At 74.5% G+C, this 24642-nt stretch carries 21 protein-coding genes; 5 read left to right on the top strand and 16 right to left on the bottom strand.

Going from position 1 to position 24642, the window contains the following annotated elements:
* Positions 1-9 precede the first annotated feature (9 nt).
* On the top strand, positions 10-699 hold the full coding sequence (locus ACSUPR_RS27260; RefSeq protein WP_436887662.1) for a hypothetical protein: 690 nt from the start codon (positions 10-12) through the stop codon (positions 697-699).
* A gap of 749 nt (positions 700-1448) precedes the next feature.
* On the opposite strand, the gene ACSUPR_RS27255 is transcribed toward ACSUPR_RS27260, so the two are convergent.
* A complete protein-coding gene (locus tag ACSUPR_RS27255; RefSeq protein ID WP_436887660.1) occupies positions 1449-2294 on the bottom strand; it encodes an alpha/beta hydrolase in 846 nt (281 codons plus the stop codon).
* Between the two features lie 221 nt (positions 2295-2515).
* Between ACSUPR_RS27255 and ACSUPR_RS27250 the strand changes: the two genes are divergently transcribed.
* On the top strand, positions 2516-3133 hold the full coding sequence (locus tag ACSUPR_RS27250; RefSeq protein WP_436887659.1) for a hypothetical protein: 618 nt from the start codon (positions 2516-2518) through the stop codon (positions 3131-3133).
* Here the strand turns inward: ACSUPR_RS27250 and ACSUPR_RS27245 are convergent.
* The 6 genes from ACSUPR_RS27245 to ACSUPR_RS27220 all read right to left on the bottom strand — a co-directional run bounded on the left by ACSUPR_RS27245 (position 3121) and on the right by ACSUPR_RS27220 (position 12910).
* Positions 3121-3312, bottom strand: a complete 192-nt coding sequence (locus tag ACSUPR_RS27245; protein ID WP_436887657.1) for a hypothetical protein — start codon at positions 3310-3312, stop codon at positions 3121-3123. The genes ACSUPR_RS27250 and ACSUPR_RS27245 overlap by 13 nt on opposite strands.
* A gap of 117 nt (positions 3313-3429) precedes the next feature.
* Positions 3430-4380, bottom strand: coding sequence for a bile acid:sodium symporter family protein (locus ACSUPR_RS27240; RefSeq protein ID WP_436887656.1), 951 nt, complete (start codon positions 4378-4380; stop codon positions 3430-3432).
* 103 nt (positions 4381-4483) lie between these two features.
* Positions 4484-5053 (bottom strand): hypothetical protein, encoded by a 570-nt coding sequence (locus ACSUPR_RS27235; RefSeq protein ID WP_436887654.1) that lies wholly within the window; start codon positions 5051-5053, stop codon positions 4484-4486.
* Between the two features lie 54 nt (positions 5054-5107).
* A complete protein-coding gene (locus tag ACSUPR_RS27230; RefSeq protein WP_436887652.1) occupies positions 5108-9631 on the bottom strand; it encodes an SbcC/MukB-like Walker B domain-containing protein in 4524 nt (1507 codons plus the stop codon).
* On the bottom strand, positions 9631-11004 hold the full coding sequence (locus tag ACSUPR_RS27225) for a DUF2398 family protein (protein WP_436887650.1): 1374 nt from the start codon (positions 11002-11004) through the stop codon (positions 9631-9633). The genes ACSUPR_RS27230 and ACSUPR_RS27225 overlap by 1 nt, the downstream gene beginning before the upstream one ends.
* Before the next feature lie 376 nt (positions 11005-11380).
* Entirely contained in the window at positions 11381-12910 is a 1530-nt protein-coding gene (locus ACSUPR_RS27220; protein WP_436887649.1) for a TIGR02677 family protein, read from the bottom strand.
* Between the two features lie 460 nt (positions 12911-13370).
* On the opposite strand from ACSUPR_RS27220, the gene ACSUPR_RS27215 reads away from it, so the two are divergent.
* A complete protein-coding gene (locus tag ACSUPR_RS27215) occupies positions 13371-15056 on the top strand; it encodes an ATP-binding cassette domain-containing protein (protein WP_436887647.1) in 1686 nt (561 codons plus the stop codon).
* Positions 15057-15192: 136 nt separating this feature from the next.
* Here the strand turns inward: ACSUPR_RS27215 and ACSUPR_RS27210 are convergent, their stop codons facing one another.
* The 8 genes from ACSUPR_RS27210 to ACSUPR_RS27175 all read right to left on the bottom strand — a co-directional run bounded on the left by ACSUPR_RS27210 (position 15193) and on the right by ACSUPR_RS27175 (position 22816).
* The gene (locus ACSUPR_RS27210; RefSeq protein WP_436887645.1) at positions 15193-16107 is read right to left on the bottom strand and encodes a hypothetical protein; all 915 of its coding nucleotides are present in this window, start codon (positions 16105-16107) and stop codon (positions 15193-15195) included.
* Positions 16108-16228: 121 nt separating this feature from the next.
* A complete protein-coding gene (locus tag ACSUPR_RS27205; RefSeq protein ID WP_436887643.1) occupies positions 16229-17470 on the bottom strand; it encodes a cytochrome P450 family protein in 1242 nt (413 codons plus the stop codon).
* Entirely contained in the window at positions 17470-18723 is a 1254-nt protein-coding gene (locus tag ACSUPR_RS27200) for a cytochrome P450 (RefSeq protein ID WP_436887642.1), read from the bottom strand. Before ACSUPR_RS27200 ends, ACSUPR_RS27205 begins: the two co-directional genes overlap by 1 nt.
* A gap of 184 nt (positions 18724-18907) precedes the next feature.
* Positions 18908-19519, bottom strand: a complete 612-nt coding sequence (locus tag ACSUPR_RS27195) for a GTP-binding protein (protein WP_436887640.1) — start codon at positions 19517-19519, stop codon at positions 18908-18910.
* Positions 19500-19859: a DUF742 domain-containing protein gene (locus tag ACSUPR_RS27190; RefSeq protein WP_436887638.1), complete on the bottom strand. Its 360-nt coding sequence runs from the start codon at positions 19857-19859 to the stop codon at positions 19500-19502. The genes ACSUPR_RS27195 and ACSUPR_RS27190 overlap by 20 nt, the downstream gene beginning before the upstream one ends.
* Positions 19856-20260, bottom strand: coding sequence for a roadblock/LC7 domain-containing protein (locus tag ACSUPR_RS27185; protein WP_436887636.1), 405 nt, complete (start codon positions 20258-20260; stop codon positions 19856-19858). The genes ACSUPR_RS27190 and ACSUPR_RS27185 overlap by 4 nt, the downstream gene beginning before the upstream one ends.
* A complete protein-coding gene (locus ACSUPR_RS27180) occupies positions 20260-21624 on the bottom strand; it encodes an ATP-binding protein (RefSeq protein WP_436887635.1) in 1365 nt (454 codons plus the stop codon). The genes ACSUPR_RS27185 and ACSUPR_RS27180 overlap by 1 nt, the downstream gene beginning before the upstream one ends.
* A gap of 358 nt (positions 21625-21982) precedes the next feature.
* Positions 21983-22816 (bottom strand): hypothetical protein, encoded by an 834-nt coding sequence (locus ACSUPR_RS27175; protein ID WP_436887633.1) that lies wholly within the window; start codon positions 22814-22816, stop codon positions 21983-21985.
* Here ACSUPR_RS27175 and ACSUPR_RS27170 point away from each other — a divergent pair, their 5' ends adjacent.
* Both ACSUPR_RS27170 and ACSUPR_RS27165 read left to right on the top strand, forming a co-directional pair.
* Positions 22817-23011: a hypothetical protein gene (locus ACSUPR_RS27170; protein ID WP_436887632.1), complete on the top strand. Its 195-nt coding sequence runs from the start codon at positions 22817-22819 to the stop codon at positions 23009-23011.
* A gap of 349 nt (positions 23012-23360) precedes the next feature.
* A complete protein-coding gene (locus tag ACSUPR_RS27165) occupies positions 23361-23744 on the top strand; it encodes an RNA polymerase-binding protein RbpA (RefSeq protein WP_436887630.1) in 384 nt (127 codons plus the stop codon).
* 72 nt (positions 23745-23816) lie between these two features.
* Here ACSUPR_RS27165 and ACSUPR_RS27160 read toward each other — a convergent pair whose 3' ends face one another.
* Positions 23817-24614 (bottom strand): HAD-IIA family hydrolase, encoded by a 798-nt coding sequence (locus ACSUPR_RS27160; protein ID WP_436887628.1) that lies wholly within the window; start codon positions 24612-24614, stop codon positions 23817-23819.
* Positions 24615-24642 lie beyond the last annotated feature (28 nt).

The following is a 24642-nucleotide window of genomic DNA, read 5'->3' as shown; positions in this document are numbered from 1 at the left end:
AGTCATCGCGTGACCGCCTTCGCACTCGGCGTTCTCAGCTCGATCCTGGCCACGATGATCCTCCTCGCCGCGGGGTGGGTGCGGTCGTCCCGTCCCCGCTGGTGGCTGGTGGGGCTGCTGTCACGACTCACCGGCACCGGGGTGCGCCGGGTGTACCGGCGGCAGCGGTCCGCCGAGGAGGACATCTCGCGTGACCTGGCGAGGGCCCGCTGGGTGAAGGTGCTGGCCGGGCGGGGCAACACCCTCACCAGGGACGTGTTCGCCCCGTTGTGGTCGGGAGCCGTCGACAGGGTCGAATCAGTACAGATCCTCCTGCCCGACCCCGACGCCGTTCCCGGCGAGTGGCTGACACGGCGTGCGACCGGTCTGGCTTCGGTCGACCCGGGTTTCACCACCGACCTGTTGCGCGACCAGATCCGGTCCAACACCTCTTATCTGGCGCGGGTGGCCCGAGGCCGACGGGGGGTGGAGCTGCGTCGGTTCGACCTTCCGCACCTCTACCGCATCATCGTCACGGACCGGGCCGCGTACATCACCTTCTACGAGCGCCACGGGCATGGAAGGCACTCACCCTGCCTTTACGTGCGCGCACCGGGAATGCTCTACGAAGCGGCGCTCCACTTCTTCGCGACAACGTGGGCAGGAGGCTCCCCCGAGACGCCGGAACAGGGCAGTCGGGCACACGGACAAGGCGGATAGAGGTCGGGGAGCGGCGCCGCTCGCATACCGTTTTCAAGCCGGGGAGGAAACCATGGCCTCACCCCTCTCCCCTACTTCGGATCACGGGCCACGGGCGGCCGCACAACCGCAATACGCGATGGTCACCGCACCACCGGAGCGTCTTCGCCGTTCCGGGCTCTCTGGACCGGCACCCGGCCGACGCGATGGCGGCGCGGCGGAAGTCGGCGTGGAAAGAGCACGAGGAGGGAGTGAACCTCGCCGACCTGGTCGCCGGGCAGGAGCGTGGCTGCCCGTGGGCCGTGCGGCGGGGATCGCAGCGCAGGTGTACGCGGTACTCGCTGAACATGCGGCGGCGGATCCGGTCGGCGGTGTCGTCCAGGGCCACATAGGGGACGAGTTCGTCGACGACCTCCTGGATACGGCCCTCCTCGTGTGGGGCGGCGGTACCGCGGCGGGCCTTCCCCCGGCCCGGGCGAAGACGCCCGCCGTCTCCCCGGCGCTCATGGATCCGCCGCCGTGGACCACGCGGCGGTCGTCTCTCGTGCGCAGGCCGACCCGCGGCAGGAGGAACGGAACCGAAGCGGCAACGGGCGGCGGGCAGCCCGGGACGAGGCCCCGGAGGGCCCGGCCCCGTGGCGGGGGCCGGGCCCGGGTCCCGGCGGGGTCCGGCGCCGGGACCGGGGGGTGCCCCGGCCGTATCGGTGGGCGGCGCGGCCGGGGCGGTGTGCGGCCCGGCCCCCGCGAGCCGGGCCGCACGATCGGGGGGGTCAGGACAGGTTCTTGTGGGCGATGGTCCAGTCGGTGCCGCACAGCCCGCAGTCCGGGCCGACGAACTCGGCGCGGGCCTCCTGGTCGCCCTTGAGGTGCCAGCGCAGCCAGGCGGTGCCGACCCGCCCGTACTCGCCGCCGTTGGGTTCGGCGAAGGTCCCGAAGTGGCCGACGTCGAGGTGGCCGATGAAGGCGGGCAGCCCGGAGGGGAGCTTGCCGTAGTCGTCCAGGGCGTTGGGGTGGGCGATGTCGCTCGGGCCGCCGGTGAAGTAGGCGACGGGTGCGTGCAGGCGGGTGAGCAGGTGGTCGTCGCGGTCGGTCAGCAGGCCGCTGTTCCAGAGCACGGTGGTGGTGATGCGCCGGTCGTCGGCGACCTCGTAGGCCTCCAGGCCGCCGCAGGACTGGCCCATGACGGCGATACGGCCGGTGTCGATGCGCCCCCGGTACTCGCTGAACAGGCGGGTGTTCTCGGCCACCGCCCAGTCGATGGCCTCGGTGAGCATCTCCGGGTCGGTGCGGCCGGTGCCGCCGGGGCGGCCGTTGGCAATGACGAGGAAGCCGTGGGAGGCGAACTCGGTGAGGATGTTCCGGAACCAGGTGCCGTCGGCGCGGCAGGCGCCGTTGCCCCACACCACGATGGGCAGCTTCTCGTCGGCGGGCAGGACCACGGGGCGGTAGACGGTGTGGTCGCGCAGGCGCCAGGTGGTGGTGTACTCCGCGTCGTAGGGGCCGCTGCCGCCCGCCGCGGAGACGGGGGCGGCGGAGGCGGCGGGAGTGAGGGTGAGGGCCATGAGCACGCCCAGGGCCAGTGCGGTGAGGCCGCGGAGCGGTCGTCGTCGGTGCATGGGGGTCCTCTGGTGGACGGGGGTTCGGGTGCAGCGCGCTGCACCCGAATATCGGGGGGCCGTGACGGCGCGTCAACGGGGTGTGACCGCGGACGGGTGGTTTCCCTGATCGGGATCCGGAGCCGCTCGGGTGTGTCCCGTGGTTTCCCTGATGGGACCGCTCCGTTCCGGGGGAGAACCGGGTCCGCGGCGCGGGGATCGGAGCATGGCGGAGGTGCCGGATGGGCGGACGGAAGCGGCGGGGTGTGCGGCGCAGGGCGGAGCACGGGAGGACGGGGCGCGGAGGGGCGGCCGAGCCGAAGGCGCCCGAGGAGGGGCGGGCACGGCCGCCGCGGATCGGGTCGCCGGCGCGGCGGCTGGGGCTGGCGGCGGTGTCGGCCCTGCTCGCGTACTTCTTCCTCTCGGTGGGCTTGCAGTTCGGCGGTCACGAGGTGCGCTCGCTGGGAGCCGCCTACGGGTGGGCCGGGGAGGCCGGGCGGGTGACGGTGACCCACGAGGCGCAGGTGCGCAAGGAGAGGCGTTGTTACGGCGTCTTCGACCCCGTCGACGGCCCGCTGCGGGAGGGGGTGCGGGTGTACTCCTCGCACGGGTGTACTCCGGGCAGGGTCGCCGACGCCCGGCTCGTGGACGGTGAGCGGACGAGGGTGTCGACGAGCCTGGAGGACCGGGCCTACGAGGAAGGCGCGCCCGGGGGTGTGGTCGGCTCGGTGCTGTTGCTCGTGGTCATCGGCCTGTTGTGCTTCGGTCTGGGCGGGCTGTTCGGGCTGGGGGCGCTGGTCGTGGGCGGCGGGCTCGCGGCGGGCGCCGCCCGTCGGCTCCTGCGGGGTCAGTCGAACTGACAGCGCGGGCGGGGGATCCTGCGCCTGCGGTGGGCGCGGGCGCGCCGCAGGGGTTCGTGCGCGGGGACCGGGGCGGGTTCCGTCAGAACGGGAGCGGGCGGCGGGGTCGGGCTGAGGGGGAGGTGGGCACCGGTCGCGGTCAGGGACAGGGCGAGGAGGCCGGAGAGGATGCGTGCCATGGCCACAGCCTGGCAAGCATCACTCTCCGGCGCGAGTCGATCACCCGAAGAAAACTGTCCGGTTGTGGACTTTGAATGCGCGTGTGGGTGCGATCATGCCCGGGTAGGCGGTTCCGGTCAGGGGGGCGGAACCGGCTCGTCCTCGGGTGCGCGGCGGGCCCAGTAGGTGGCCAGCGCCGATCCGGACATGTTGTGCCAGACGGAGAACAGGGCGCCCGGCAGGGCGGCGAGCGGGGAGAAGTGGGCGGTGGCCAGGGCGACGGCCAGCCCGGAGTTCTGCATCCCCACCTCGATGGCGGTGGTGCGCCGGGCGCTCTCGGGGACGCGGCCCACCGCGCCGATGAGGTAGCCCAGCCCCAGGCCCAGCCCGTTGTGCAGGACGACGGCGAGCGCCAGCAGCAGACCGGTGCCCAGGACGGCGCCGGCGTTGGCGCCGACGATCCCCGCCACCACGACGACGATGCCCGTCACCGAGACCAGCGGCATGGCGGGCAGCAGGCGGTCGACCAGGCCCGGGGCGACCATGCGCAGCAGGATCCCCGCGACGACGGGCCCCAGGACGATCTGCAGGATCGACAGGAACAGGTCGCCCGCGTCGACCGGGAGGGTCGAGCCGGCCAGGCCCAGGACCAGGAGCGGGGTCAGGAGCGGGGCGAGCAGCGTGGAGACCGAGGTCATCGCCACCGAGAGGGCGACGTCGCCGCGGGCCAGGTAGACGATGACGTTGGAGGCGGTGCCGCCCGGGGCGGCGCCGACCAGGATCATGCCGACGGTGAGCATCGGCGGCAGACCGAGCAGGTGGGCGATGCCCCAGCCCAGGAGCGGCATGACCGTGTACTGCGCCAGCACGCCCAGCAGGGCGGCCCAGGGGTGGCGGGCCACGACCGTGAAGTCGGCCGGGCTCATGGTCAGGCCCATGCCGAACATGATGACGCCGAGCAGCAGCGGGATGTACGGGGTGAGGGGGGCGGTGGCCCCGGGCAGGAGGAGTCCGAGCACGGCTCCGCCCAGGACCAGGAGTGCGAACCATCGGCCGGTGAAGTCGGCGATGTTCTTGATGGTGTTCATGTGCGGCTTCCCAAGGAGTTCCCCGGGGCGGGCGGGACGTCGTACCCCGGGCGGTTGCCGCCCCGTGGGGTCGACACCGCCCGGTCAGGGTAGCCCCCGCCGCTCAACGGGCGACCAGGTGGGTGTCCAGTCCGTCGTCGGGGTGGAAGCTCCAGGTCGCCTCGATGCCGTTCCATTCGAGGCTCCGGCGCCCGTCGAGGGCCCGCGTCTGGCCCATCTCGACGAACAGGCTGTCGGGGGCGTCCAGCTCGGTCAGGACGCAGTCGAGTTCCTCGTCGGTGAGGCCGGTGGTGTCGGTGGCGCCCCGGTGCTGGAGGAACACGGAGCGGCCCTCGTCGCCGACCTCCGCGGAGGGGTGGTCGGTGAGGCCGCAGGTGTCCAATGCGGCGTCGAAGGGGCGCCCGCGCAGGTCGAACGAGGTGAACAGGAGGGTGGCGCCGACGCCCACGACCGCTCCGGCCAGGAGCCCGGCGACCAGGGTGAGCCAGGGCGAGACGCCGCGGGCGGGCGGGCGGTGCGGTGCCGCGGGCGAGCCGGGGGGCGGGGGCGGCAGGGGGCCCGCCCCGGGCGGGATGCTCCAGCCCGGCCCCGGTGCCGAAGGCGGCACGGGCGGCGGCGGGGCCCAGCGGGGCACACGTCCGGACTCCCCCTGCGGGGGTGGCCCTGCGTCCATACCGCCCTCCCTGTGCGTCTGTGCGTCGCGCTCAGGAGGTCATGCCCGGCGCGGTCACATCGCATCCTCCGGCCCGGGCAAAGCCGCGGTCGCGCCGCCCGCCGGACCCTCCTGCGGGTCGTCGCCGACGGGGAGGGTGCCCTCGGTGTTCAGGGGGACGAACCGGCTGGGGGTGATGCCGAGCAGGTGGGCGGCCAAAGCGTCGTTGCCGGAGAACCCGGCGTCGGCGTCGACGACCTGGGCGCCGTCCCAGAGCATGAACATGGCGGAGACGGTGTGGGAGGCCTTGTCGTGGTGCATGTCGTAGTGGGCGGCCATGGGAACGCTGTCGTAGTGCACCCACAGGTCGTGCCCGGTCATGAACACGTCGAGGTCGAAGGTGACGGTGAGGCCCATGAGCTCGGGCTTGTAGCGGTCGTCGATACCGGCGAACGCCTCGTCCAGGGCGATCAGGCGCGGGCAGGTGGCGCGCGCGGAGGAGTACAGGGCGTTGGCGGCGGCGAACAGGGGCAGGTGGATGGCGGCGGACTTCTCGCCGCCGGACATCTCCTCGTGCTTGGCCTTGGTGAGGCGGACCTCCTCCTGGCCCGGGACGGCCTTGCGCAGCTCGAACCGGTACCAGTCGCGGTAGTCCAGGACGGCGGCCAGGACCTGCTTGTAGGTGGCGCGGGGGTGGGCTGCGTGGTAGGCGCGGATCATCTCGCGCAGCTCACCGCGCAGGTCGGCCAGGCCCTCGGGGCCCGGGCCGACGGAGTCGCGGCGCAGCAGGTCGGCGACGGCGCGGCCGCGGCCGGTGAGGTGGTCGGCGCGGGTCCAGCGGATGCCGATGCGGGTGCCGGAGGTCATGGGCCGCGAGCGGGTGTCGGCGTCCATGCTGCGGACCAGGTCGCGGGCGGTGCGCACCCGGTCGCGGATCTGCTGGGCGATGGCGGTCAGCAGCTCGTCCTCCAGGACCCCGCGCTCCTCCCTGCGCAGCAGGGCGTCCTGCTCCTCGACGCGCTCGGCGACCAGGCGCGCGAAGGCGGGGAGCGGGTTGCGCCCGGCCTCGTCGTTGACGTGGACGACGACGAGGCCGCTGGGGTCGGCCTCGTGGTCCACCTGGTGGCCGTCGGCGGTGGCGGCGAGGGCGTCGGTGAACACGCGCAGCGCCTCGGACATGCGGTTGCCCGCGGTCTTGAGGGCGGCCTCGGTGACGGGTGCGGTGCCGACCCTCGCGGTGAAGGCGTCCAGGGTTTCGGCGGCCCCCGCCGGCAGGACCGACCGCAGGGCCCCGGCGGGGGCGGTGCCGCCGGTGACGGCGGCGGTCACCCGGTCGGCGGCCTCCTCGGCGTCCGGCCACAGGGCCGGGGCGGGCCAGGGGTGGCCGCCGTCGATGCCCAGCAGGGTCCGGGCGCCGGGGCGGGTGAGCGGGGCCAGGCCGGCGCAGTGCTCGAACACGGCCTCCAGGGCGAGCCGGAGGGAGGAGCGGCCGTTCTCGATGCCGGATTCGGCGCGGACGACCTCATCGCGGGCCGCGGCGGCGCGTTCGCGCAGGTCGGCGAGGACGGAGCGGGCGTGGACCAGGTCCTCCTCGGTGCGGCGCAGCCGGTCGATGACCTCGCGGGCGGGGGCGCCGACACTCTCCTGGCGGGTCCGGAGCCGCGTCGCGGTCTCGGCGTGCTCGGCGGCGCGTTCCTCGTGGGCGCGGGTGTCGGCGGTGTGGGCCTGCGCGAGGCGCTCGATGGTGGCGGTGCGCTCGGAGAGGTCGTGCTCGGCGCGCTCGACGTCGGTGCGGGTCTGGATCAGGGAGCGGTGGGCGGCGCGGAACGCGTCCAGTGCGGCGGCCACCGCGTCGAGGTCGGCGGGGGCGGTGGGCAGGGAGCGTTCGGCCGCGACCGCGCGCAGCCGGGTGCGGTGGGCGTCGACGTCGGCGGTGGCGGAGTCCAGGCACAGGCGGGCCTGCTCGCGGGTGGCGCGGGCCCCGGCGACGAGGGTGGCGTGGTGTTCGAGGGTCCTGAGGGCTCGGGCGACGGGCGCGGTGTCGGGCAGGTCGGTGCGGGCCAGGGCGAACGCCTTGACCCGGTCGGCGGCCTGGGCGAGGCGTTCCTCGGTGGCGGTGAGGTCGGCGGTGAGCGCCGCGAGGCGGGCGTCGAGGTCGGCGAGGCGCTCGCGGCGGCGGGCGGCACGGTTGGTGGCTCCGATGAACTCGGGGGCGGCCTTGGGTCCGGCACCGACCAGCACACCGAGGGAGAAGCCGCCCCCGGTGGTGACGTGCGCGAGGGGGGTGCCCGGGGCGGGCGGGGTACCGGGTCCGGTCGGCTCTCCGGGGGCCGTGGTCGCCGGCCCGCCCGGGGTCGGGGTGCCGGCGGCGGTGGGGACGGCGTCCTGCACCGCGGCTCGGCCCGGCGCGGCGGCTGGGCCCGGCGCGGCGCAGGCGGAGCCGGGGGAAGCGGGGCCGGAGCCGGGGGCGGTGTCGGCACCCGCGGCGGTGGCCCCGGGCCCCGTGGAGGCGGCGGAAACGGGATCCGGGCCGTGGGCGGCGGGGGTACCGGCGAGGGCGATGGAGGCGAGGATGCGGTCGATCACGTCCGCGGGGACGTGGTCCTGCTCCTCGGCGACCAGGACGTCGGCCAGCGTGGGCCCGGCGGGGGCGGTCCCCGGCGGGGCCGGGACCAGGTGGGCGTCGGCGGTGCGGGCGGCCAGGGCGGTGCCGGCCGACTCCGGATCGGGGTGGACCCAGGCGGTGAGCAGCCCGGCGGCGTCCAGGGCGCCCTCGATCCCGGCGGCGCGGTCCGGTTCGAGTCCGTCGGCGAACCGGACCAGCCGCCACAGCGGGGCGCCCGGCCGGCCTTCGCGGGAGGCGGTGCGGGCCCGGTCGGCGGGCGGGGCGTCGTCGCGTTCGGCGGCGACCTCGGCGCGTTCGGCGCGCACCGCGGCCAGCTCGGCGGTGATCCGCTCGTGGTCGGCGGCCAGTCGGTGCTCGTGGCGGATCGCGTCGGTGCGCGCCGGGTCGGTGAGGTCGGTGAAGACCTCCGGGAGGGTGGGCGCGCCGGGCTGGCCGCAGGTGTCCAGGGCGGCGTCGAGCGCGGGCAGGGACGCCCGGTCGCAGACCGCGCCCGGCCCCTCGGTCCAGCGGCGCGACCAGGCGCGCAGATCGTCGGAGACTCCGGCGCGGGCGGACTCCAGCCCGGTCTCGGCCCGGGCGCAGGCCTCCTCGGCCTCGGCCAGGGCCGTCCGGGCGCGGGCGGCGTCGGCGTCGGCGCGGCCGCGCTCGGCCTCGACCCGGTGCAGGTCGGCCAGGTGGGCGCGGACCTCGTCGAGGTCGGCGGCGCGGGCGGCCGCCCGCGCCCGGGCGGTGTCGGAGCCGGTGTCGGCGGAGCCCTCGCCGTCGCCGGTGATCCCGGCGCGGTCGGCGGACTCCTCGAGTTCGGCGAGCAGGTCGGCGATGGCGGACCGGCGCTGCTCCAGATGCCGGGCGACCCCCTCGGCCTCCTCGCGCAGGCGGGTGATCTCCTCCCCCTGGCGGTGCAGGCGGCGCGCGGTCTCGGCGAGTTCGCGGCCCCGGTCGTCGCTGTGCCGCAGCTCGACCTCCAGGGCCTGGGCGTCGCGCAGCGCCTCGCTCTCGGACAGGCCCCGGCGAACGGCCTCCAGCTCGTCGGCCTCCTCCTTCACCCGGCCGACCTCGGCGGCCAGGCGCTCTCCCTCGGCGGTGGCGGTCGCCAGCGCGGCGGTGTGCCCGGCGAGGGCGGAGATGTACTCCTCGGCCCGGGCCAGGGCGGCGGCGACACCGGAGGAGCGGTGGCGGGCGTGGACGGTGAGGTAGGACGTGTAGGCGCCGGTGAACGTCTCGACGGCGGCGTGGGCGGCGGTGGCGTCGTCGAACCGGCGCTGGACGGCGGAGAGGTTGGCGAAGTCGCGGGCGGCCTGGTCGATGAGCTCCTCGTCGAGGGGGCTGAGCCCGGCGGTGAGGGTGTCGGACACCTTCTCCGGGTCCAGGTCCTTGGCCAGCAGCGGACGGCGCAGGGCGAGCAGCAGGTCGAGGAGCTGGACGTAGCGGTCGCCGAGCCCGAACAGGCGGGCGTCGACGGCGGCCCGGTAGTCGGCCGCGGAGGTGTGGTGGGACTCCTCCCCCAGGGCCGCCTTGAGCTGGCGCTCGGTGAGGGGGCGCCCGTCGGAGGACAGCAGGCCGAAGTCGACGCCCAGGCGCCGGTCGGTGACGAAGAAGGAGGTGGTGACGCCGTCGCGGTGCTGCTGGGCGCGCAGGCCGATGACGAGGGTGGCGGTCTCGGGGCGGGGGCCGTCGCCGGGGCGGGCGAACTCCATCCACACGTAGCCGTGCTCGGCGTCCTGTCCCCGGTAGAGGAGGTTGGACTTCATGGTGCGGTTCTGGCCGCTGAAGGGGTCCAGGCGGCGTGGGTCGGTGTGGCCGTCCAGGATGAACGGGAACAGCACCTCCAGCGCCTTGGTCTTGCCCGAGCCGTTGTGGCCGCGCAGGACCAGGCGCCCGTCGGCGAAGGCGAACTCCTCGTCCGCGTAGTCCCAGACGTTGATCACCCCGGCCCGGGTGGGCTTGAAGCGGTCGCGGGCGTCGTGGGACATCAGGTTCCTTCCGGTTCGAGGCCCAGGGGCAGCATGCCGCCGTCGGGGCGCTGCGGGAGCGCGCCCTGGATGTTGCGGTAGCGCAGGGCCGCGGGCAGGACGAGGACGCCGCCGGGGACGGGGCGCACCAGGGACAGGTCGGAGAGCAGGTCGAGGGCTGCGTCGAGCAGACCGCGGGGGTCGCGCTGCCAGGCCGCGGTGAAGGAGGCCGCGCCGAACTCGGCGAAGAGCTCGTCGACCATGGCCTCCAGGCGGCTCTGCTCGATGAGGGGCGCGGTGGCGGGCTCGGGCTCGGCCCCGCCGGGGGCCGGCGGGGTCCAGGCCAGGGAGTCGACGACGCCCTCGCGCGGCAGCGCGGAGTCGATGCGGGCGACCAGGCCCGCGTGGACGGCGGGGGCGGCGGGGACGGGCAGCCGGGTCAGGGCCGCCCAGGCCGTCTCCATGCGGTCGGCGATCTTGGCGAGCAGCAGTCCGGCGGTGCGGTTGACGGCGCTGCCGCGGCCGGGGAAGGGGCGGTCGGTGAACAGGCCGCCGGCGTCGGCGAGCAGGACCCCCTCGGCGCGGCGCTCGACGGTCAGGCCGGTGAGGTGGGCGACCTCCTCGGCCACGCCGGGGGTGCGCAGCACCTCGGCGACGTCCGGAGTGACGTCGGCGTAGTGGACGACGGGGAGTTCGACGAGCAGGCGGCGGGCGCGGCGGGCGGTCTGCTCGCGGGCGGGCTCCTCGGGGTGGTGGGTGAGCAGCCCGGCGACGCCGGTGACGTGCTGGACCGGGCGCGAGGGGCGGAAGAGCACCTCGCAGATCTCGTGGTCGATGTCGAAGAGGGCGTCGGCCTGGCCGTGGCCGCCGGCCCACGCCTCCAGCGAGCCGTCGGAGACGTGCAGGGCGCCGCGGTCGACGAGCCAGGAGCACACGTCGACCAGGGCCGCCTTGTGGGTGCCGTCGGTGGGGTCGTAGCCCAGGCCGTCGATGGCGTTGGCGGAGGGGGTGAAGTGGCGGATGAGGTCGGCGAGGCTCACCTCGACCTGGGAGCGCTGGAAGGAGGCGAGCAGCAGGCACAGGTAGGCCAGGCGGCGGCGGTCGAAGGGGCGGCCGGCGCGGGCGAAGACCTGGCGCTGGGTGGGGTCGAGGGCGTCGAGTTCGCGGACCAGGCGGACGTGCTCGGTGGTGGCGATGAGGGTGTGGCCGAACAGGTCGCGCAGGTCCTCGGAGAGTTCGTCGGCCCAGCGCAGGACGTGTGCGAGCACCCCGGGGCGGGGGCGGGAGCGGGTGATGAGGTCGCAGGTGAGGACGCGGCGCATCGCCTGCTGGTAGGAGCCCAGGTCGGCGGGGTCGATCCGCTGCGCGGCGGTCCGGCGGCGTCGGCTGCTCATCGCGCCTCCCCCGGGGTGCCCGTCGGAACGTGGGCGGTGGGCAGGGGGCGGCGGCACGGGGCGGCCGGAGCCGGACGGGCGGGCACCGGACACGCCGCGCGGGCGCGGAGGACGGCCGGGCGGGAGGTCTTGGGGGCAGGGCCCGGGATCGGTGGCGCACACCGGCGCCGGGGCACGGCGGGCACCGACCGCACCCCGCCGGGACCGGCGGGCACCGGACACACCATGCGGGAGCGGAGGGCGACCGGACCGCAGGACGGAAAGGCGAAGCCCCGAACCGGATCCGGTGGCGCACACCGGCGTTGGGAAGCAACGGACACCGACCACACCCCGCCGGGGCGGGGGAGCGTCGGTGCGCCGGGGCGGGACAGGCGGTTCATCGGGCGGCTCCGCGGGCTCGGGGGGCCGTCTCCAGCCGCATGCCGGGCAGGTGGAGCAGGCCGCGGGTGGTACGGACGGTGCTGCCGGTGTCGCTGGGGACCAGCCGGACGAGGGTGCCCTCGTCAGTGCCGGTGGCCGAGGACAGGCGTCCGGCGACGACGGAGCGCGACTCCAGGGCGCGGGTGATCAGGCGCAGCAGCACCCGGGTGTCGACCTCGTCCAGGACCCGGTCGTGGACGCCCTCCTCGGCCAGGCGGGCGGCGGCCTGCCGGTCGGCCGCGCGGTCGGCGGCCTGGAGGCGGCGCAGCTCGGCGCGGGCGCCCGGGTTGCGGCGCACCGGCCTGGGCACCCCGGCGGTGGGCGCCTTGCCGCTGCGGAACAGGGTCACCGACACCTCCACGCCGGGCGCGTCCCACCAGGCGGTGTTCGGGGGGATCTGCTCGTCGTCCTCGTGGGCGACGCCCAGGTGGCGGGCGGAGCGGACGTTGAACGCGGCCCCCATGAGGGCGTGCGCGGCCCCGTCGTCGGGGGTGTCGAACACCCACTGCGCCAGGTGGCGCAGCTGGGTGGAGCGGTTGACGCCGCCGCGCCTGCCCTCGGTGATCTGGCGCAGCAGCGCGATGACCCCGGAGACCGCCGACCGGGTGGCGGCGTGCAGCTCCGCGGCGCGGGTGGGCGCGGTGTCGTCGGCGGTGAACCAGTCGCGCAGCGCCGCCCAGCGGCGGCGCCAGTCCTCCAGGCGCTCCTCCCGGTCCATGAACAGCCGCTCGTCGGTGTCGGCGGCGCGTGCCAGCAGGGTGGACAGGCCGGTGCCCTCCACCTCGCGCACCGCCTCGTCCAGCCGGGGGCGGTACCGGTCGAGCTCGGCGGTGAACTCGGTCATGTGGACGAGCAGGGCGTTCTTGTACCTGAGGAAGGTGTCCGGGGAGGCGTCGGTGGAGCGCAGGATCTCGCCGAGGGTGACGTGGAACTGGGCGGAGCGGCGGCCCATGTCCTCCATCACGGAGTCCAGGCGCGAGAGCCTGCGGTAGACCTGCTCGGCGCGGCCGGTGCGGTTGGCGTCGGCCAGGGCCCGCAGGTCCTCCAGGACGTCGGAGAAGACCAGGCGGGACAGGTTGACGTCCTCGCTGCGGGAGGCGAGGACCCCCTCCACCGCCCGGTAGGCGCGGTAGCCGAGTTCGCTGAACTGGTAGACGGACTGGCGGTTGCGGTAGCGGGCGAGGTTCCCGGCGCGGGAGGCGTCGTCGAAGCGGTGCACGACCCGGTCGGCGTACAGCTCGTCGAGCCGGTTGCGCAGGTCGGCGGTGTCCGGGACGGGCACCCCCTCGTGGCCTGCGGCGAGTTCGCGCAGGGTGGCGGCCAGGTCCTCGGCGCCCGCCTGCACCCGGTGGACCTCGCGCAGCCGGTCCAGGGCGCGCAGGATCCACAGGTAGGTGACGTGGTCGTCCCGGCGGGTGAAGTTGAACAGCTGGAAGCGATCGCTGATCGTGAGCGCGTCCAGGTCGAGAGCGCTGCGCTCGGCCACCCGTGGTTCCCCGTTCCCCTGTACGTCGTCGCCACCGCACGGCGGCCGGTCCCGGCGGCCGTGCGTCTCCCCCGTCCGGCCTTCGGGCACTGGCCATTATCGCAGCGCGCGACGACGTTCCGTCCCCGACCGGGCGCACCTGTGGACGGTGCGGGCGGGTGCGGGGGCGCGGTGGGGAGCGGTGCCGGGATCCGCCGCCGCCCGGTGCCGCCGGCGCGGGATGCGGAGGCGGCGGCGGGACCGCCGACGCCTTCGCCACCGGCTCGCCGGCGCGGGCGCGCCTGCGCGGCCTGCGGGGGTGGGGCGGGGCCCGGACGGGGCCCCGGGGGTGGTCCGGCCCGGGGCCCGGAGGGGGTGAAAACCGGTTGCCCGGCCGTTCGGGGGCGTGCCAGCCTGCCGGGAGGCGCGCGGGCCGGGCCGGGCGCCGGTCCTGTCGCCGACTCCCGGATGGAGCGCGGCCGTGGGCCACATCGACGTCAACCGGGTCACCCACACCCTGCCGGACGGGCGGGTGCTGCTGGACGAGGTGTCCTTCCGGGTCGGTGAGGGCTCCACCACGGCCCTGATCGGCGCGAACGGCGCGGGCAAGAGCACCCTGCTGCGGATCATCCGCGGGGAGACGCGCCCGCAGTCCGGAGCGGTGACCCTGGACGGTGGCCTGGCGGTGATGGACCAGTTCGTCGGCCACGTGCGCGACGAGACCACCGTGCACGAGCTGCTGGTCTCGGTGTCGCCGCCCGTGGTGCGCGAGGCGCACGCAGACCTGGAGGCGGCCGAGGCCGCGATGATGGTCGACGACGGCGAGAAGACGCAGATGCGCTACGCCGCGGCGATCGCCCGGTACGGGGACGCCGGGGGCTACGAGGCCGAGGTGGTGTGGGACCGGTGCTGCACGGCGGCGCTGGGGGTCTCCTACGAACGGTGCCGGTGGCGCGAGGTGCGCACCCTGTCGGGCGGCGAGCAGAAGCGGCTGGTGCTGGAGGCCCTGCTGAGGGGCCCCGCTCCCCTGCTGCTGCTGGACGAGCCCGACAACTACCTGGACGTGCCGGGCAAGCGCTGGCTGGAGGAGGCTCTGCGGGCCACCTCCAAGACGGTGCTGCTGGTGTCCCACGACCGGGAGCTGCTGAGCCGGGTGCCCGACCGGATCGTCACGCTGGAGCTGGGGGCGGCCGGGAACACGGCGTGGACGCACACCGGCGCGTTCGACACCTACCACGCGGCGCGGCGGGAGCGGTTCGCGCGGCTGGACGAGCTGCGCAGGCGCTGGGACGACGAGCACGCCAAGCTCAAAGCGCTGGTGGCGATGTACAGGCAGAAAGCGGCGTACAACTCCGACATGGCGTCGCGGTACCAGTCGGCGCAGACCCGGCTGCGCCGGTTCGAGGAGGCCGGGCCGCCGGAGAAGCTGCCCCGCGACCAGAATCTTCGGATGCGCCTGCGCGGCGGGCGCACCGGCAGGCGCGCCCTGGTGTGCGACGCCCTGGAGCTGACCGGGCTGATGCGCCCGTTCGACCTGGAGGTCCACTACGGGGAGCGGGTCGCGGTGCTGGGCTCCAACGGGTCCGGGAAGTCGCATTTCCTGCGGCTGCTGGCCGGAGGCGGCTCGGATCCGGAGGGGACGCCGCTGTCGCCGGAGGAGCGGGGGAAGGTCGCGCCGGTACGGCACGGCGGTCGGGCCCGGCTGGGGGCGCGGGTGCTGCCGGGGTGGTTCGCGCAGACGCACGAGCACCCGGAGTTCACCGGGCGGACCCTGCTGGACGTCCTGCACCGGGGCGAGGGATCGCGGAAGGGGGTGCCGCGGGACGAGGCGGGCCGGGCGCTGGACCGCTACGAGCTGGCACGGGCGGCGGAGCAGACCTTCGACACGCTGTCGGGCGGGCAGCAGGCGCGCTTCCAGATCCTGCTGCTGGAGCTGTCGGGGGCGACGATGCTGCTGCTGGACGAGCCGACCGACAACCTGGACGTGGTGTCGGCGGAGGCGCTGGAGGCGGCGCTGGACGCCTACGAGGGGACGATCCTGGCGGTGACGCACGACCGGTGGTTCGCCCGGGGGTTCGACCGGTTCCTGGTGTTCGGGGCGGACGGGCGCGTCTACGAGTCGGATGAGCCGGTGTGGGACGAGGGCCGGGTACAGCGCGCCGGGTAGGGGGGTCGGACGCGGCATGGGCGGACCGGATGCCCCGGCAGCGGCGCCCCGGCAGCGGGTGGTGGCACCGGAGCCCCTGCGGTGGGCCCCGCCCGTGCGCGCCGGGGCGGGGCCGCCGGGCCGGGACCGGCGGCGGTCAGCCGACGGGGAGGGTGAGGTCGACCAGGGCGGAGCACTCGGCGAGGCAGCCGCCGACGACGAGCTCGCCGCCCGGCAGGGCGCCGGGGAAGTGGAAGACGGCGTGGGTGGCGGTGTCGGCTGTGAGCTCGCGGCGGCCCGCGGCGTCCTCCGCGCGGAGTTCGGTGCCGTCGGCGGCGCGGTACACGGCGCCGTCCAGGTCCAGGGAGACGTCGTCCACGGCTGCGAACTCCGCCGTCACCACCAGGGTGTGGTCGACGACGGACCGGTAGGCGGTGATCAGGGTCGCGCCGACCCCCTCGGAGTCGGCGGTGACGCCGTCGCCGACGATGAGGGAGGGGCCCGGGTCGGAGCCGTTGATGTGCAGCCCCGTCACCAGCCCGTCCCTGCCGGTGAAGTCGGTGTACTCGCCGCAGTCGGGGTCGTTGCCCACCGCCGGGCACAGCTCGGCGCCGTCGCCGGTGCGGGTCAGCCCCACGATCGGGGGCACCTCGTCGCCGTCGCTGCGGGCCTGGGCGACGGAGGAGGCGTGCAGGAGCAGGTCGTGGGCGGCGGAGTCGTCCGCGGCCAGGGTGAGCCCCTCCCGCATGCGGTCGGGGTCGTCGCCGGCGGCCAGCGCCTCCAGGTAGCCGGTGACCGCCTCCTCGGAGGGAGCGTCCGAGAGCGCGCCGCCGGACGCGCCTGTGGGATCGGCGGACGGGGGGGCCGGGTCGTCCCGGGAGGGCGACGGGGCCGGGGCGGGCGGAACGGCGGGCGGCGGGCTCGGAGACGGGGCGGGCTCCGGGCTCGGCCGGTCGGCCGGGGCGTCGGTGATCACCGGCGCCTCCTCGCCGACCGGGGCGGCCGTCTCCGCGGCACCGCAGCCGGCGAGGACGAGGGCCAGGGCCAGAGCACCGCACCTCGCCACGACCATGTCCGCCCCTCCCCACCGGTGACCTGCGGGGATCGTACGGGCGAATGCCGCAAAAAGGGGCTTTCGTCCGGGCAAGGTTTTCCCCCGGGGGCCGACACGCCGACGGCCCCCGGGGGATCCGCTACGGGCGCAGCACGACCGGGAACTCCTTGAGGCTGTTGACCGACAGGGCCGAGGCCACCACCAGGTCCTCGTCCGGCACCGCGAGCTTCAGGTCCGGGAAGCGGTCGAACAGCATCGGCAGGATGATCCCCGCCTCCAGCCGCGACAGCGGCGCGCCCGGGCAGATGTGCGGGCCGTACCCGAACGAGATGTGCCGCCCCTTCTCACGGTCGGGGTCGAACACCTCCGGGTCGTCGCCGAACTCGGCGCGGTCGCGCGAGGCCGCCCCGTAGTGGGTGAGCAGAGCCTCGCCCTTCCTGATGGTCTGCCCGGCGATCTCGATGTCCTCGGTGGCGAACCGGAACATCATGAGGTTGTTGGGCGGGTCGTAGCGCAGGGTCTCCTCCACCACCGCCTCCCAGGTGACCTCGCCCCTGCGCAGCCGCTCCAGCTGACCGGGGTGCTCGAGCAGCGCCCGCACCACGTTCGTGAGCAGGTTGACGGTGGTCTCGTGGCCGGCGGCGACCACCGTCAGCAGGGTGAGGGTGATCTCCATGTCGTTGAGACCGTCCCCGTCCTCGCTCGCGCGGATGAGGTCGGCGGTGAAGTCGTCGTGCTCGTCGATGGTGGCCCGCTTGCGGGCGACCAGCTCCCCGAAGTACTGGAACAGGGTGCCGTAGATCCGGAGGTGCTCGCCCTCCTCCGTGGTGCCGGAGAACAGCTTGGCGTACAGCTCGCCGAGGTTCTCGTACTCGGCCTCGGACACCCCGTACAGCTCGCCGATGACGGCCATCGGCACCCGGAACGTGAACTCCGACTTCAGGTCCAGCGTCTCGGACGCCCTGGGCTCCAGCGCGTCCAGCGCCCGGGCGGTGATGCGCTCGATGCGCGGGCGCAGCCGCTCGACCCGGCGCGCGGAGAACGGGCTCGCGGTGAGCTGCCGCAGCCGCCGGTGGGGGGCGCCGTCCAGGGCGAGCATGTTGGTGTTGTCGGTGGGGATGGTGCCCAGGAGCGGCCAGCCCTCGGGGACCCGGCCCTCCTGGTAGTCGGCCCAGTGGTCGACGCTCTTGACGAACCGGGGGTCGTTGAGGGTCGCCTTGCTCACCTCGTGGTGGGTGGTCGCCCAGGCGCGCACGCCGCCGGGCAGCTCCACCCGGGTGACCGGGCCCTCCTGGTACAGGCGTTCGCGGTCGGCCTGGACGTCCTCGGGCACGGCGTGGATGAGGGGGACGCCGTCGGCCGTGTGGAAGGGGCAGGACATCAGTGGGCTCCTTGCGGGATCGCGGGGGTGAAGGAGACCGGGAGCGCGGTGACGCCCCGGATCCAGGGGGAGGGCCGCCAGCGGACTTCGTCTGCGGGGACGGAGAGCTCGACGTCGGGCAGCCGGTCGAGGAGGATCTCGATCGCGGTGACCGCCATCGTCTCGGCGAGGCCCTGGGCGGCGTGCGGGCAGCTGTGTTCTCCGTGCGAGAACGACAGGTGGGCGTGGTTGACCCCGTGGCCGGGCCCGGAGGCGTCGGTCCGCAGCCGGGGGTCCTGGTTGGCGGCGGCGTAGCCGAGCAGCAGCAGGTCGCCCTTGCGGATGATGCGGCCGCCCAGCTCGACGTCGTGGGCGGCGAACCGGCCGGCGTTCATCTGGGAGGGCGAGTCCTCCCACAGCACCTCGACGAGGGCCTCGCGGGCGCTGCTGCGGGCGCCGAAGAGGGACGCCCCGAAGCGGTCGTCGGTGAGCATCAGCCGCAGCGCGTTGCCGATCCACTCGCCGGTGGTCTGGTGGCCTCCGGCCAGTACGGCGAGGAGGTCGGCGTTGAGGTCGTCGTCGGTGTAGTCCGCGGCGTGGGCGATCATCCGCGACACGATGTCGGGGCCGGGCTCGGCCCGGCGGGAGGCGATGAGCCCCGTGAAGGCCCCGACCATGCGCTGGTGGGCGGCGACGGCGTCGGCCCCGGCGTTGAACAGCACGTTCATGTCGGAGGTGATGGCGTCGCCGGTCGCGTCGTCCAGGCCGTACATGCTGCACAGCACCAGGGCGGGGACGCGCTCGGCGTACGAGGCGCGCAGGTCCGCCTCCCCCGAGGCGCAGAACCCGTCGATGAGCCGGTCCGCGACGCGGGCGACGAGGGTGCGGAGCTCGTGCGGGTCGGCGCCGTTGATGGCGTCGTTGATGGCGCGGGTGCGCCGCCGGTGCTCCTCGCCCTCCGAGCACAGCACGTTGGGCAGCGGCGCGAGCATCGGCAGCAGGGGCCAGTTCTCGGGCACCCTGTCCCAGGCGTTCCAGCGGCCGGGGTGGCGGGCGAACGTGGCGGGGTCGCTGAGCACACCGTGCAGTTCGCGGTAGCCGATCACGAGCCAGGCGGGGACGTCGCCGTCCATGAGGACGGGCACCACGGGCCCGTGCTCGGCGCGCATCTTCCGGTAGAAGCCTCGGGGGTCGGTGTTGAAGTCGGGGTCGTAGAGCCGGACCGGGGTCGTCGTGTCCACCGGGCACCTCGTGTCGGTTGGGGATGGTGGCATGGGGCGGGCCCGCCCGGCTGGGCGGACCGGTCGCGGGGGCGGGGCGGGGGGCGCACGGACCGTGGAGCGCGCCGCGGGGCCGGTCGTCGGCCCCGCGGCGGCGGCCGGTGTCAGTTCGGGGCGGGTCCCGGGGGGCGCGGCGGCCCGGCGTTCCGTGCCGGCGGTGGGCCGGTGCGGGCGGTGCTCACCGGGAGGCCTGCGCGATGAGGGTGCGGATGTGCTCGACCAGGGCGATGAGGACCTGCTTGGCGGAGCCCCGGTCGCGGGCGTCGCAGCGCAGCAGGGGCACCTGGGGGTCCAGGTCCAGTGCGGCGCGGATCTCCTCCAGGCTGTGCGCGCCCTCCCCGAAGTCGTTGTGGGCGACGACGAAGGGGGTGCCCTGGGACTCCAGCCGGTCGATGGCGAAGAAGGAGTCGTCCAGGCGCCGGGTGTCGACCAGGACGACCGCGCCCAGGGCGCCGCTGAACAGGCGGTCCCACAGGAACCAGAAGCGCTGCTGGCCGGGGGCTCCGAACAGGTACAGGACGGAGGTGGCGTCCAGGGTGATGCGGCCGAAGTCGAAGGCGACGGTGGTGGTGTTCTTGTCCTCCACCCCGCTCAGGTCGTCGACGCCGGATCCGGCCCGGGTCATCGTCTCCTCGGTGTTCAGGGGACGGATCTCGCTGACCGAGCGCACCAGGGTGGTCTTGCCGACCCCGAAGCCGCCGACGACGGCGATCTTCAGGGCCCGGTCCACGGTCGGGGGCAGGGACCGGGGCGGGTCGGCGGTGGGGGTTTCAGAGGTTGTGGAGTGCAACGAGGACCTTCTCCAACACGTCCGGGGAGGCGAGGGGGTGGGCGGGAGAGGGGGCCGGCCTGGGGTGGCGCGCGGTGATCCCGCCGCTGTCGAGCAGGTCGGTGAGCAGGATCCTGGTGACGGCCAGCGGCAGGCCCAGGTGGGCGGAGATCTCCACCACCGCCATGGGCCCGCGGCACATGCGCAGGATGGCGGCGTGCTCGGACTGCATGCCGGGGACGGGCTCGCTCTCGGCGACGATGAGCGTCACCGCGTCCAGGGCCTCGTCGGCCCCGTCGCTGCGCCCGGAGGTGATGACGTAGAGGCGGTCGGGGCTCTCCTCGCGGTGCGAGCGGCTCATGCGGTTCCGGTGGCGGCCCGGGGCGGCGTGGACAGGTGCTCGCCCAGCTGTTCGACCAGTTCGTTCATGTTGTGCCCGACCAGGCCGGGGTCGGCCTCCGGCGAGGTGATGACGGCCAGGTGCGCCCCGGCCCCGGCCTCGACGATGAACAGCAGGCCGCCGTAGAACTCGGCCATGGCCTGGCGGACGCCGCCGGCCCCGTCGCCGAACTCGATGGAGGCGCTGTGGGCCAGGCTCTGCACGCCCGCGGCGATCGCGGCGAGGTGGTCGGCGCTGTCGGCCTTCATGCCCGGCGTGTGGCACAGCTTGAGGCCGTCGCGGGAGAGCACGAGGGCGTGCCGGGTGCCGGGGGTGCGCTCCAGGAGGCCTTCGAGGAGCCAGGTCGAATGTGCGAGGTCCATCATGCGTCCTTCGGGTTTCCGTTCTGGTCCTGGCCGCGCACCGCCGCCCGGAACGCCCCGAAGCCACGGGGCGAGGTGGCCGGGCCGGCGTCCTTGGCGGGTTCGGAGGCGGCGGTCTGCTGCTGCACGGCCGCGAGGGTCTTGCCGCGGTGGCGCTGTGGCAGGCCGCCGGTGTCGGCGGCGGTGCCGTCCCGCGGCGGGAGCGCCGTGGGGAGGGCCGGCGCGGAGGCGGCCGCGGCGGCCGGCTCCGGCCGCGCGGCGGGAGCGGGCGCCGCGGGCAGGGGTTTGACGAGCTTGTTCGGGAGCAGCAGCACCACGGCGGTCCCGCCGCGGGAGGAGGACCGGAAGGACACCGCCAGGTCGTAGCGGCGGGCGATGCGGCCGACCACGGACAGGCCCAGGCGGCTGCCGGAGATGGTGGTGATGTCGGCGTCGCCGGAGACGGACTCGCGGGCGCGGCGCAGCGCCTCCTCCCCCATGACCAGCCCGCTGTCCTCGATCATGACGGCGATCCCGGCCTGGACCTCCTCCACGTGGACGTGGACCTCGGAGGTGGGCGGGGAGAACTTGGCGGCGTTGTCGAGGAGTTCGGCCAGGGCGTGGATGACGCCTTCGGCGGCGAACCCGGCGATGGCCTGGCGCGGCACGTTGTGCAGGCGCACCCGGCGGTAGGCGCCGATGCGGGCCATGGCGCCGCGCAGGACGCTCTCGATCCCGATGGCGCGGCTCCACCGGCGCCCGGACCGGGCCCCGGTGAGGATGGCGATGCTGTCGGCGATGCGGCCGGCCTGGGCGGTGCTGTGGTCCAGGTGCATGAGGTCGCCGAGGATGCCGGAGCCACTGTCCCCGTCGCCGTGTTGCTCCTGCATCCGGCGCAGGTCGGCGAGCATCGCGGTGGTGAGGGCCTGCATGCGCCCGGCGGCGGTGGCGCAGGCGGCCATCGCCGCGGAGCGGCGGCGCTCGGCGGAGGCGATCTCGGCGGCGACGGCGCGCACGACACTCGCGCGGGCGGTGTCGGCGGGCATCGGAATGCGGTGCAGCGCGGTCTCGGCGGAGTCTCCCTCGCGCAGCCGCTCGACCAGGCGCGGCAGGTGGTCGCGGGCCAGGGACTCGGTGCTGGTGCGCAGCCCGTCGAGTTCGGCGCGCAGGTCGCGGACGGTGCGGTCGCGCCGGTCCAGGAACAGGGCCAGGACCGTGAGGAGGACGAGGCCGGTGATGGCGGTGCCCAGCGCCCAGGGCCGGCCGGCGCCGGGGAAGGCCAGCAGGGCGCCGCCCCAGAGGATCAGCAGCACCGGTGGGAGGTACGACCAGCGGGGGGTGGAGAGCGGTGGGGAGGCCGCGCCCCGGGGGGTGGTGGTTGTCATGTCTCACGTCCGGCTGCGACATTTCCCCTGGTCACACCGGCGGTGGCCGGACACGGACCGAGGGGGTGGGATCGGGGGGTGCACGGCGGATACGAGAAGGGGGTGTTTTTCCACAACACGCACTTTCCAGCGCACAGCGAGTCAACATATCACCAGACTCACACAAATGGTATTGCGCAACTGTGAACGGATGAATGGACGCACTCACATCCGGGTCCGGCACGGCCCGGGAGCCCATTGACGGCGCACGGAAAAGGGCGGTGAACTGCGGGAACGGCGTTCCAGACGTGATCTGTGCGCCTCCGGGCGTCCCGAGCGGCCGCGGCCGCTCGGGACGCCCGGAGGCGGGTGGTGCGGGTCAGGGGGCGGGGCGGTCCAGCAGTCCGCACCTGCGGAGGGCCTGGCGGAAGTCGGACTCGGGCGAGGGCGAGACGTGCGCCCACAGGGAGGTCCTGGGCATCACGCGCCCGGCGTGGACCAGGACGCGGGAGGCCCGTTCGAGGTCGCCCCCGTAGTACAGGGCGGCGCCGAACAGGTGGGCGACGTTCGCGTGCTCGGGGTCGGAGGTGACGTCCCCGGCCAGCCACCGGTCGGCGGCCGCGGCCACCTCGCCGTGGACGCCGGGGTCGGCGAGGTACCCCTCCAGGAACTCCTTGACGTCGCCGTACGTGTCCAGTTCGTCGCTGTCCCGGATGAGCATCATGATGTGCTCCTTGTGGGCTTCGGGCAGCAGCCCCAGGCACGCGTCGCCCGGGGCGGCGAGGGAGACGTTCTGCCGGGCGAAGGCGAACATCTCCCCGTGGGAGCCCTGCCACTTGTGGCACAGCACCTGGAGGCGGGAGTAGCGGCCGCGGTGGTGCCAGGAGTCGCGGGCGCACAGCTCCAGCCAGACGCGGTCGAGGTCCTCCCGGCGCAGCTGCATGCCCAGGCCGTACCACTGGAGGTTGTTCCAGGGGCGGGGGTCCTCCGGGGCGAGCTCGGCCGCGCGCATCAGGGGGCGGACCGCGGGCTCCAGGAGTTCGAAGAAGCGGCGGAAGCGCTCTTCGCCCACGGTGGAGGCCCACCCGCCGCCGCGGGCGTTCCAGGCGGCCTTGACGCGGGTCGCCCCGCCCAGGAGGAGCAGCAGGGGGTCGTCCTCCCCGTAACGGCTCTCCAGCGCGGACAGGTGCGGAACGCACGCGTCGGAGAGCACGTGGACGCGCAGATCCGCCTGCCGCGGATCGTCGACGGCCAGGAGTTCACGGGCTTGCGCGATATCGCCCGCACGCACGGCGGGCAGGGCCGCCGCCAGCCCACGGTCGCGCCAGATGTCCCCGAAGGCGATTCCCGCCTTCTTGACCTGGCGTTCCGTGATTTTGTCAATGCCCTTCTCAAGGAGCTTCAGTAGAACCACGGAGAACTTATATCGGACATACGACCCGGTTCCCCATGTTTTTTGATATCGATATCAAAACACGGAGAAACCTCCCGGAAATCAAAAGGCACGAGCCGCGCCGCCCGGACACGGAACGTGACCGCGGGGGTTTTCCGCAGTCCGTACCGGCCCCGGGGTGTGCATCCGGAAAAGATCGGGAAGGAGTGCGACAGGTCACACGCACGGCGTCGCACCGGTCCGGAGCGCCCGCCCGGCGGGATTCCGTCCCGCGGTTCGGGCCCCGCACGGTGGGGAATCTTGGTGTGTACCTGCGTGTTACAACCTCGCGAGACCGCACAAGCGCCTGGGAGGCACCCACACGATGGCCGAGCGAGCACTGCGCGGCACCCGACTCGGGGCGACGAGCTACGAGAACGACCGCAACACCGACCTGGCTCCGCGGCAGGAGGTCACCTACGACTGCACCCGCGGCCACCGCTTCTCGGTCACCTTCGCGACCGAGGCCGAGATCCCCGCCGAGTGGGAGTGCCGCTTCTGCGGCGACCGCGCCCTGCGCCGCGACGGCTCCGGGGAGGAGCCCAAGGCTGCCAAGCCGACGCGCACCCACTGGGACATGCTGCTGGAGCGCCGGAGCATGGAGGACCTGGAAGAGGTCCTCGCCGAGCGCCTGGAACTGCTCCGCGCCCGCCGCCGGGAAGAGGCGGCGAAGGTGGAGGAGATCGCCAGGCAGCGGCAGACCGCCTGACGCACCGCGCACGGCGGGGGCGGCGGACACGGACGTGTCCGCCGCCCCCGCGCCGTTCCGGGACCCCTGCTCCTACTCCCCGCCGCGGCCGAACGGGTCGCCGGTGGAGCCGACCAGCTCCTTGACCGACTCGATGACGCGGGTGGGGCGGTAGGGGAACTCCTCGGCGGTCTCCCGGCCGGAGATGCCCGACAGCACCAGGATCGTCTGCAGGCCCGCCTCCAGGCCGCTCAGCACGTCGGTGTCCATCCGGTCGCCGACCATCAGCGTGTTCTCCGAGTGGGCGCCGATCCGGCGCAGGGCCGACCGCATCATGAGCGGGTTGGGCTTGCCCACGAAGTAGGGGCTGCGCCCGGTCGCCTTCTCGATGAGCGCTGCGACCGCGCCGGTGGCGGGCAGCGGCCCCTCGGCGCTGGGGCCGGTCTCGTCCGGGTTGGTGGCGATGAACCGGGCGCCGCGGCGGACCAGGCGGATCGCCCGGGTGATGGCCTCGAAGCTGTAGGTGCGGGTCTCCCCCAGCACCACGTAGTCGGGGTCGCGCTCGGTCATGACGTAGCCCACGTTGTGCAGGGCGGTGGTCAGACCCGACTCGCCGACCACGTACGCCGACCCGTTGGGGCGCTGGGTCTGGAGGAACTGGGCGGTGGCCAGGGCCGAGGTCCAGATGGACTCCTCCGGGATGTCCAGCCCCGTGTTGAGCAACCGGGCCCGCAGGTCGCGCGGAGTGTAGATGGAGTTGTTCGTCAACACCATGAACGGGGTGCCGTGCTCACGGAGTTCGGCGATGAGTTCGTCTGCCCCGGGGACGAGGTGTTCCTCACGGACGAGCACGCCGTCCATGTCGAAGAGGTAGTTCCATTCGTTGCTCACGGGTTCATTGTGCCGGTATCGGCGCACC

Origin of the sequence: Nocardiopsis dassonvillei, from assembly GCF_964273065.1 — a bacterium.
Classification (GTDB): Bacteria; Actinomycetota; Actinomycetes; order Streptosporangiales; family Streptosporangiaceae; genus Nocardiopsis; species Nocardiopsis dassonvillei_B.
This window is presented reverse-complemented; position numbering and strand designations above follow the sequence as displayed.

Bases quoted from the DNA above. Each gene is read 5' to 3' on its own strand.
- ACSUPR_RS27255 (WP_436887660.1), bottom strand. From the start codon at position 2,294: ATGCACCGACGACGACCGCTCCGCGGCCTCACCGCACTGGCCCTGGGC.
- ACSUPR_RS27250 (WP_436887659.1), top strand. From the start codon at position 2,516: ATGGGCGGACGGAAGCGGCGGGGTGTGCGGCGCAGGGCGGAGCACGGG.
- ACSUPR_RS27245 (WP_436887657.1), bottom strand. From the start codon at position 3,312: ATGGCACGCATCCTCTCCGGCCTCCTCGCCCTGTCCCTGACCGCGACC.
- ACSUPR_RS27240 (WP_436887656.1), bottom strand. From the start codon at position 4,380: ATGAACACCATCAAGAACATCGCCGACTTCACCGGCCGATGGTTCGCA.
- ACSUPR_RS27235 (WP_436887654.1), bottom strand. From the start codon at position 5,053: ATGGACGCAGGGCCACCCCCGCAGGGGGAGTCCGGACGTGTGCCCCGC.
- ACSUPR_RS27230 (WP_436887652.1), bottom strand. From the start codon at position 9,631: ATGTCCCACGACGCCCGCGACCGCTTCAAGCCCACCCGGGCCGGGGTG.
- ACSUPR_RS27225 (WP_436887650.1), bottom strand. From the start codon at position 11,004: ATGAGCAGCCGACGCCGCCGGACCGCCGCGCAGCGGATCGACCCCGCC.
- ACSUPR_RS27210 (WP_436887645.1), bottom strand. From the start codon at position 16,107: ATGGTCGTGGCGAGGTGCGGTGCTCTGGCCCTGGCCCTCGTCCTCGCC.
- ACSUPR_RS27205 (WP_436887643.1), bottom strand. From the start codon at position 17,470: ATGTCCTGCCCCTTCCACACGGCCGACGGCGTCCCCCTCATCCACGCC.
- ACSUPR_RS27200 (WP_436887642.1), bottom strand. From the start codon at position 18,723: ATGCCACCATCCCCAACCGACACGAGGTGCCCGGTGGACACGACGACC.
- ACSUPR_RS27190 (WP_436887638.1), bottom strand. From the start codon at position 19,859: ATGAGCCGCTCGCACCGCGAGGAGAGCCCCGACCGCCTCTACGTCATC.
- ACSUPR_RS27185 (WP_436887636.1), bottom strand. From the start codon at position 20,260: ATGGACCTCGCACATTCGACCTGGCTCCTCGAAGGCCTCCTGGAGCGC.
- ACSUPR_RS27180 (WP_436887635.1), bottom strand. From the start codon at position 21,624: ATGACAACCACCACCCCCCGGGGCGCGGCCTCCCCACCGCTCTCCACC.
- ACSUPR_RS27165 (WP_436887630.1), top strand. From the start codon at position 23,361: ATGGCCGAGCGAGCACTGCGCGGCACCCGACTCGGGGCGACGAGCTAC.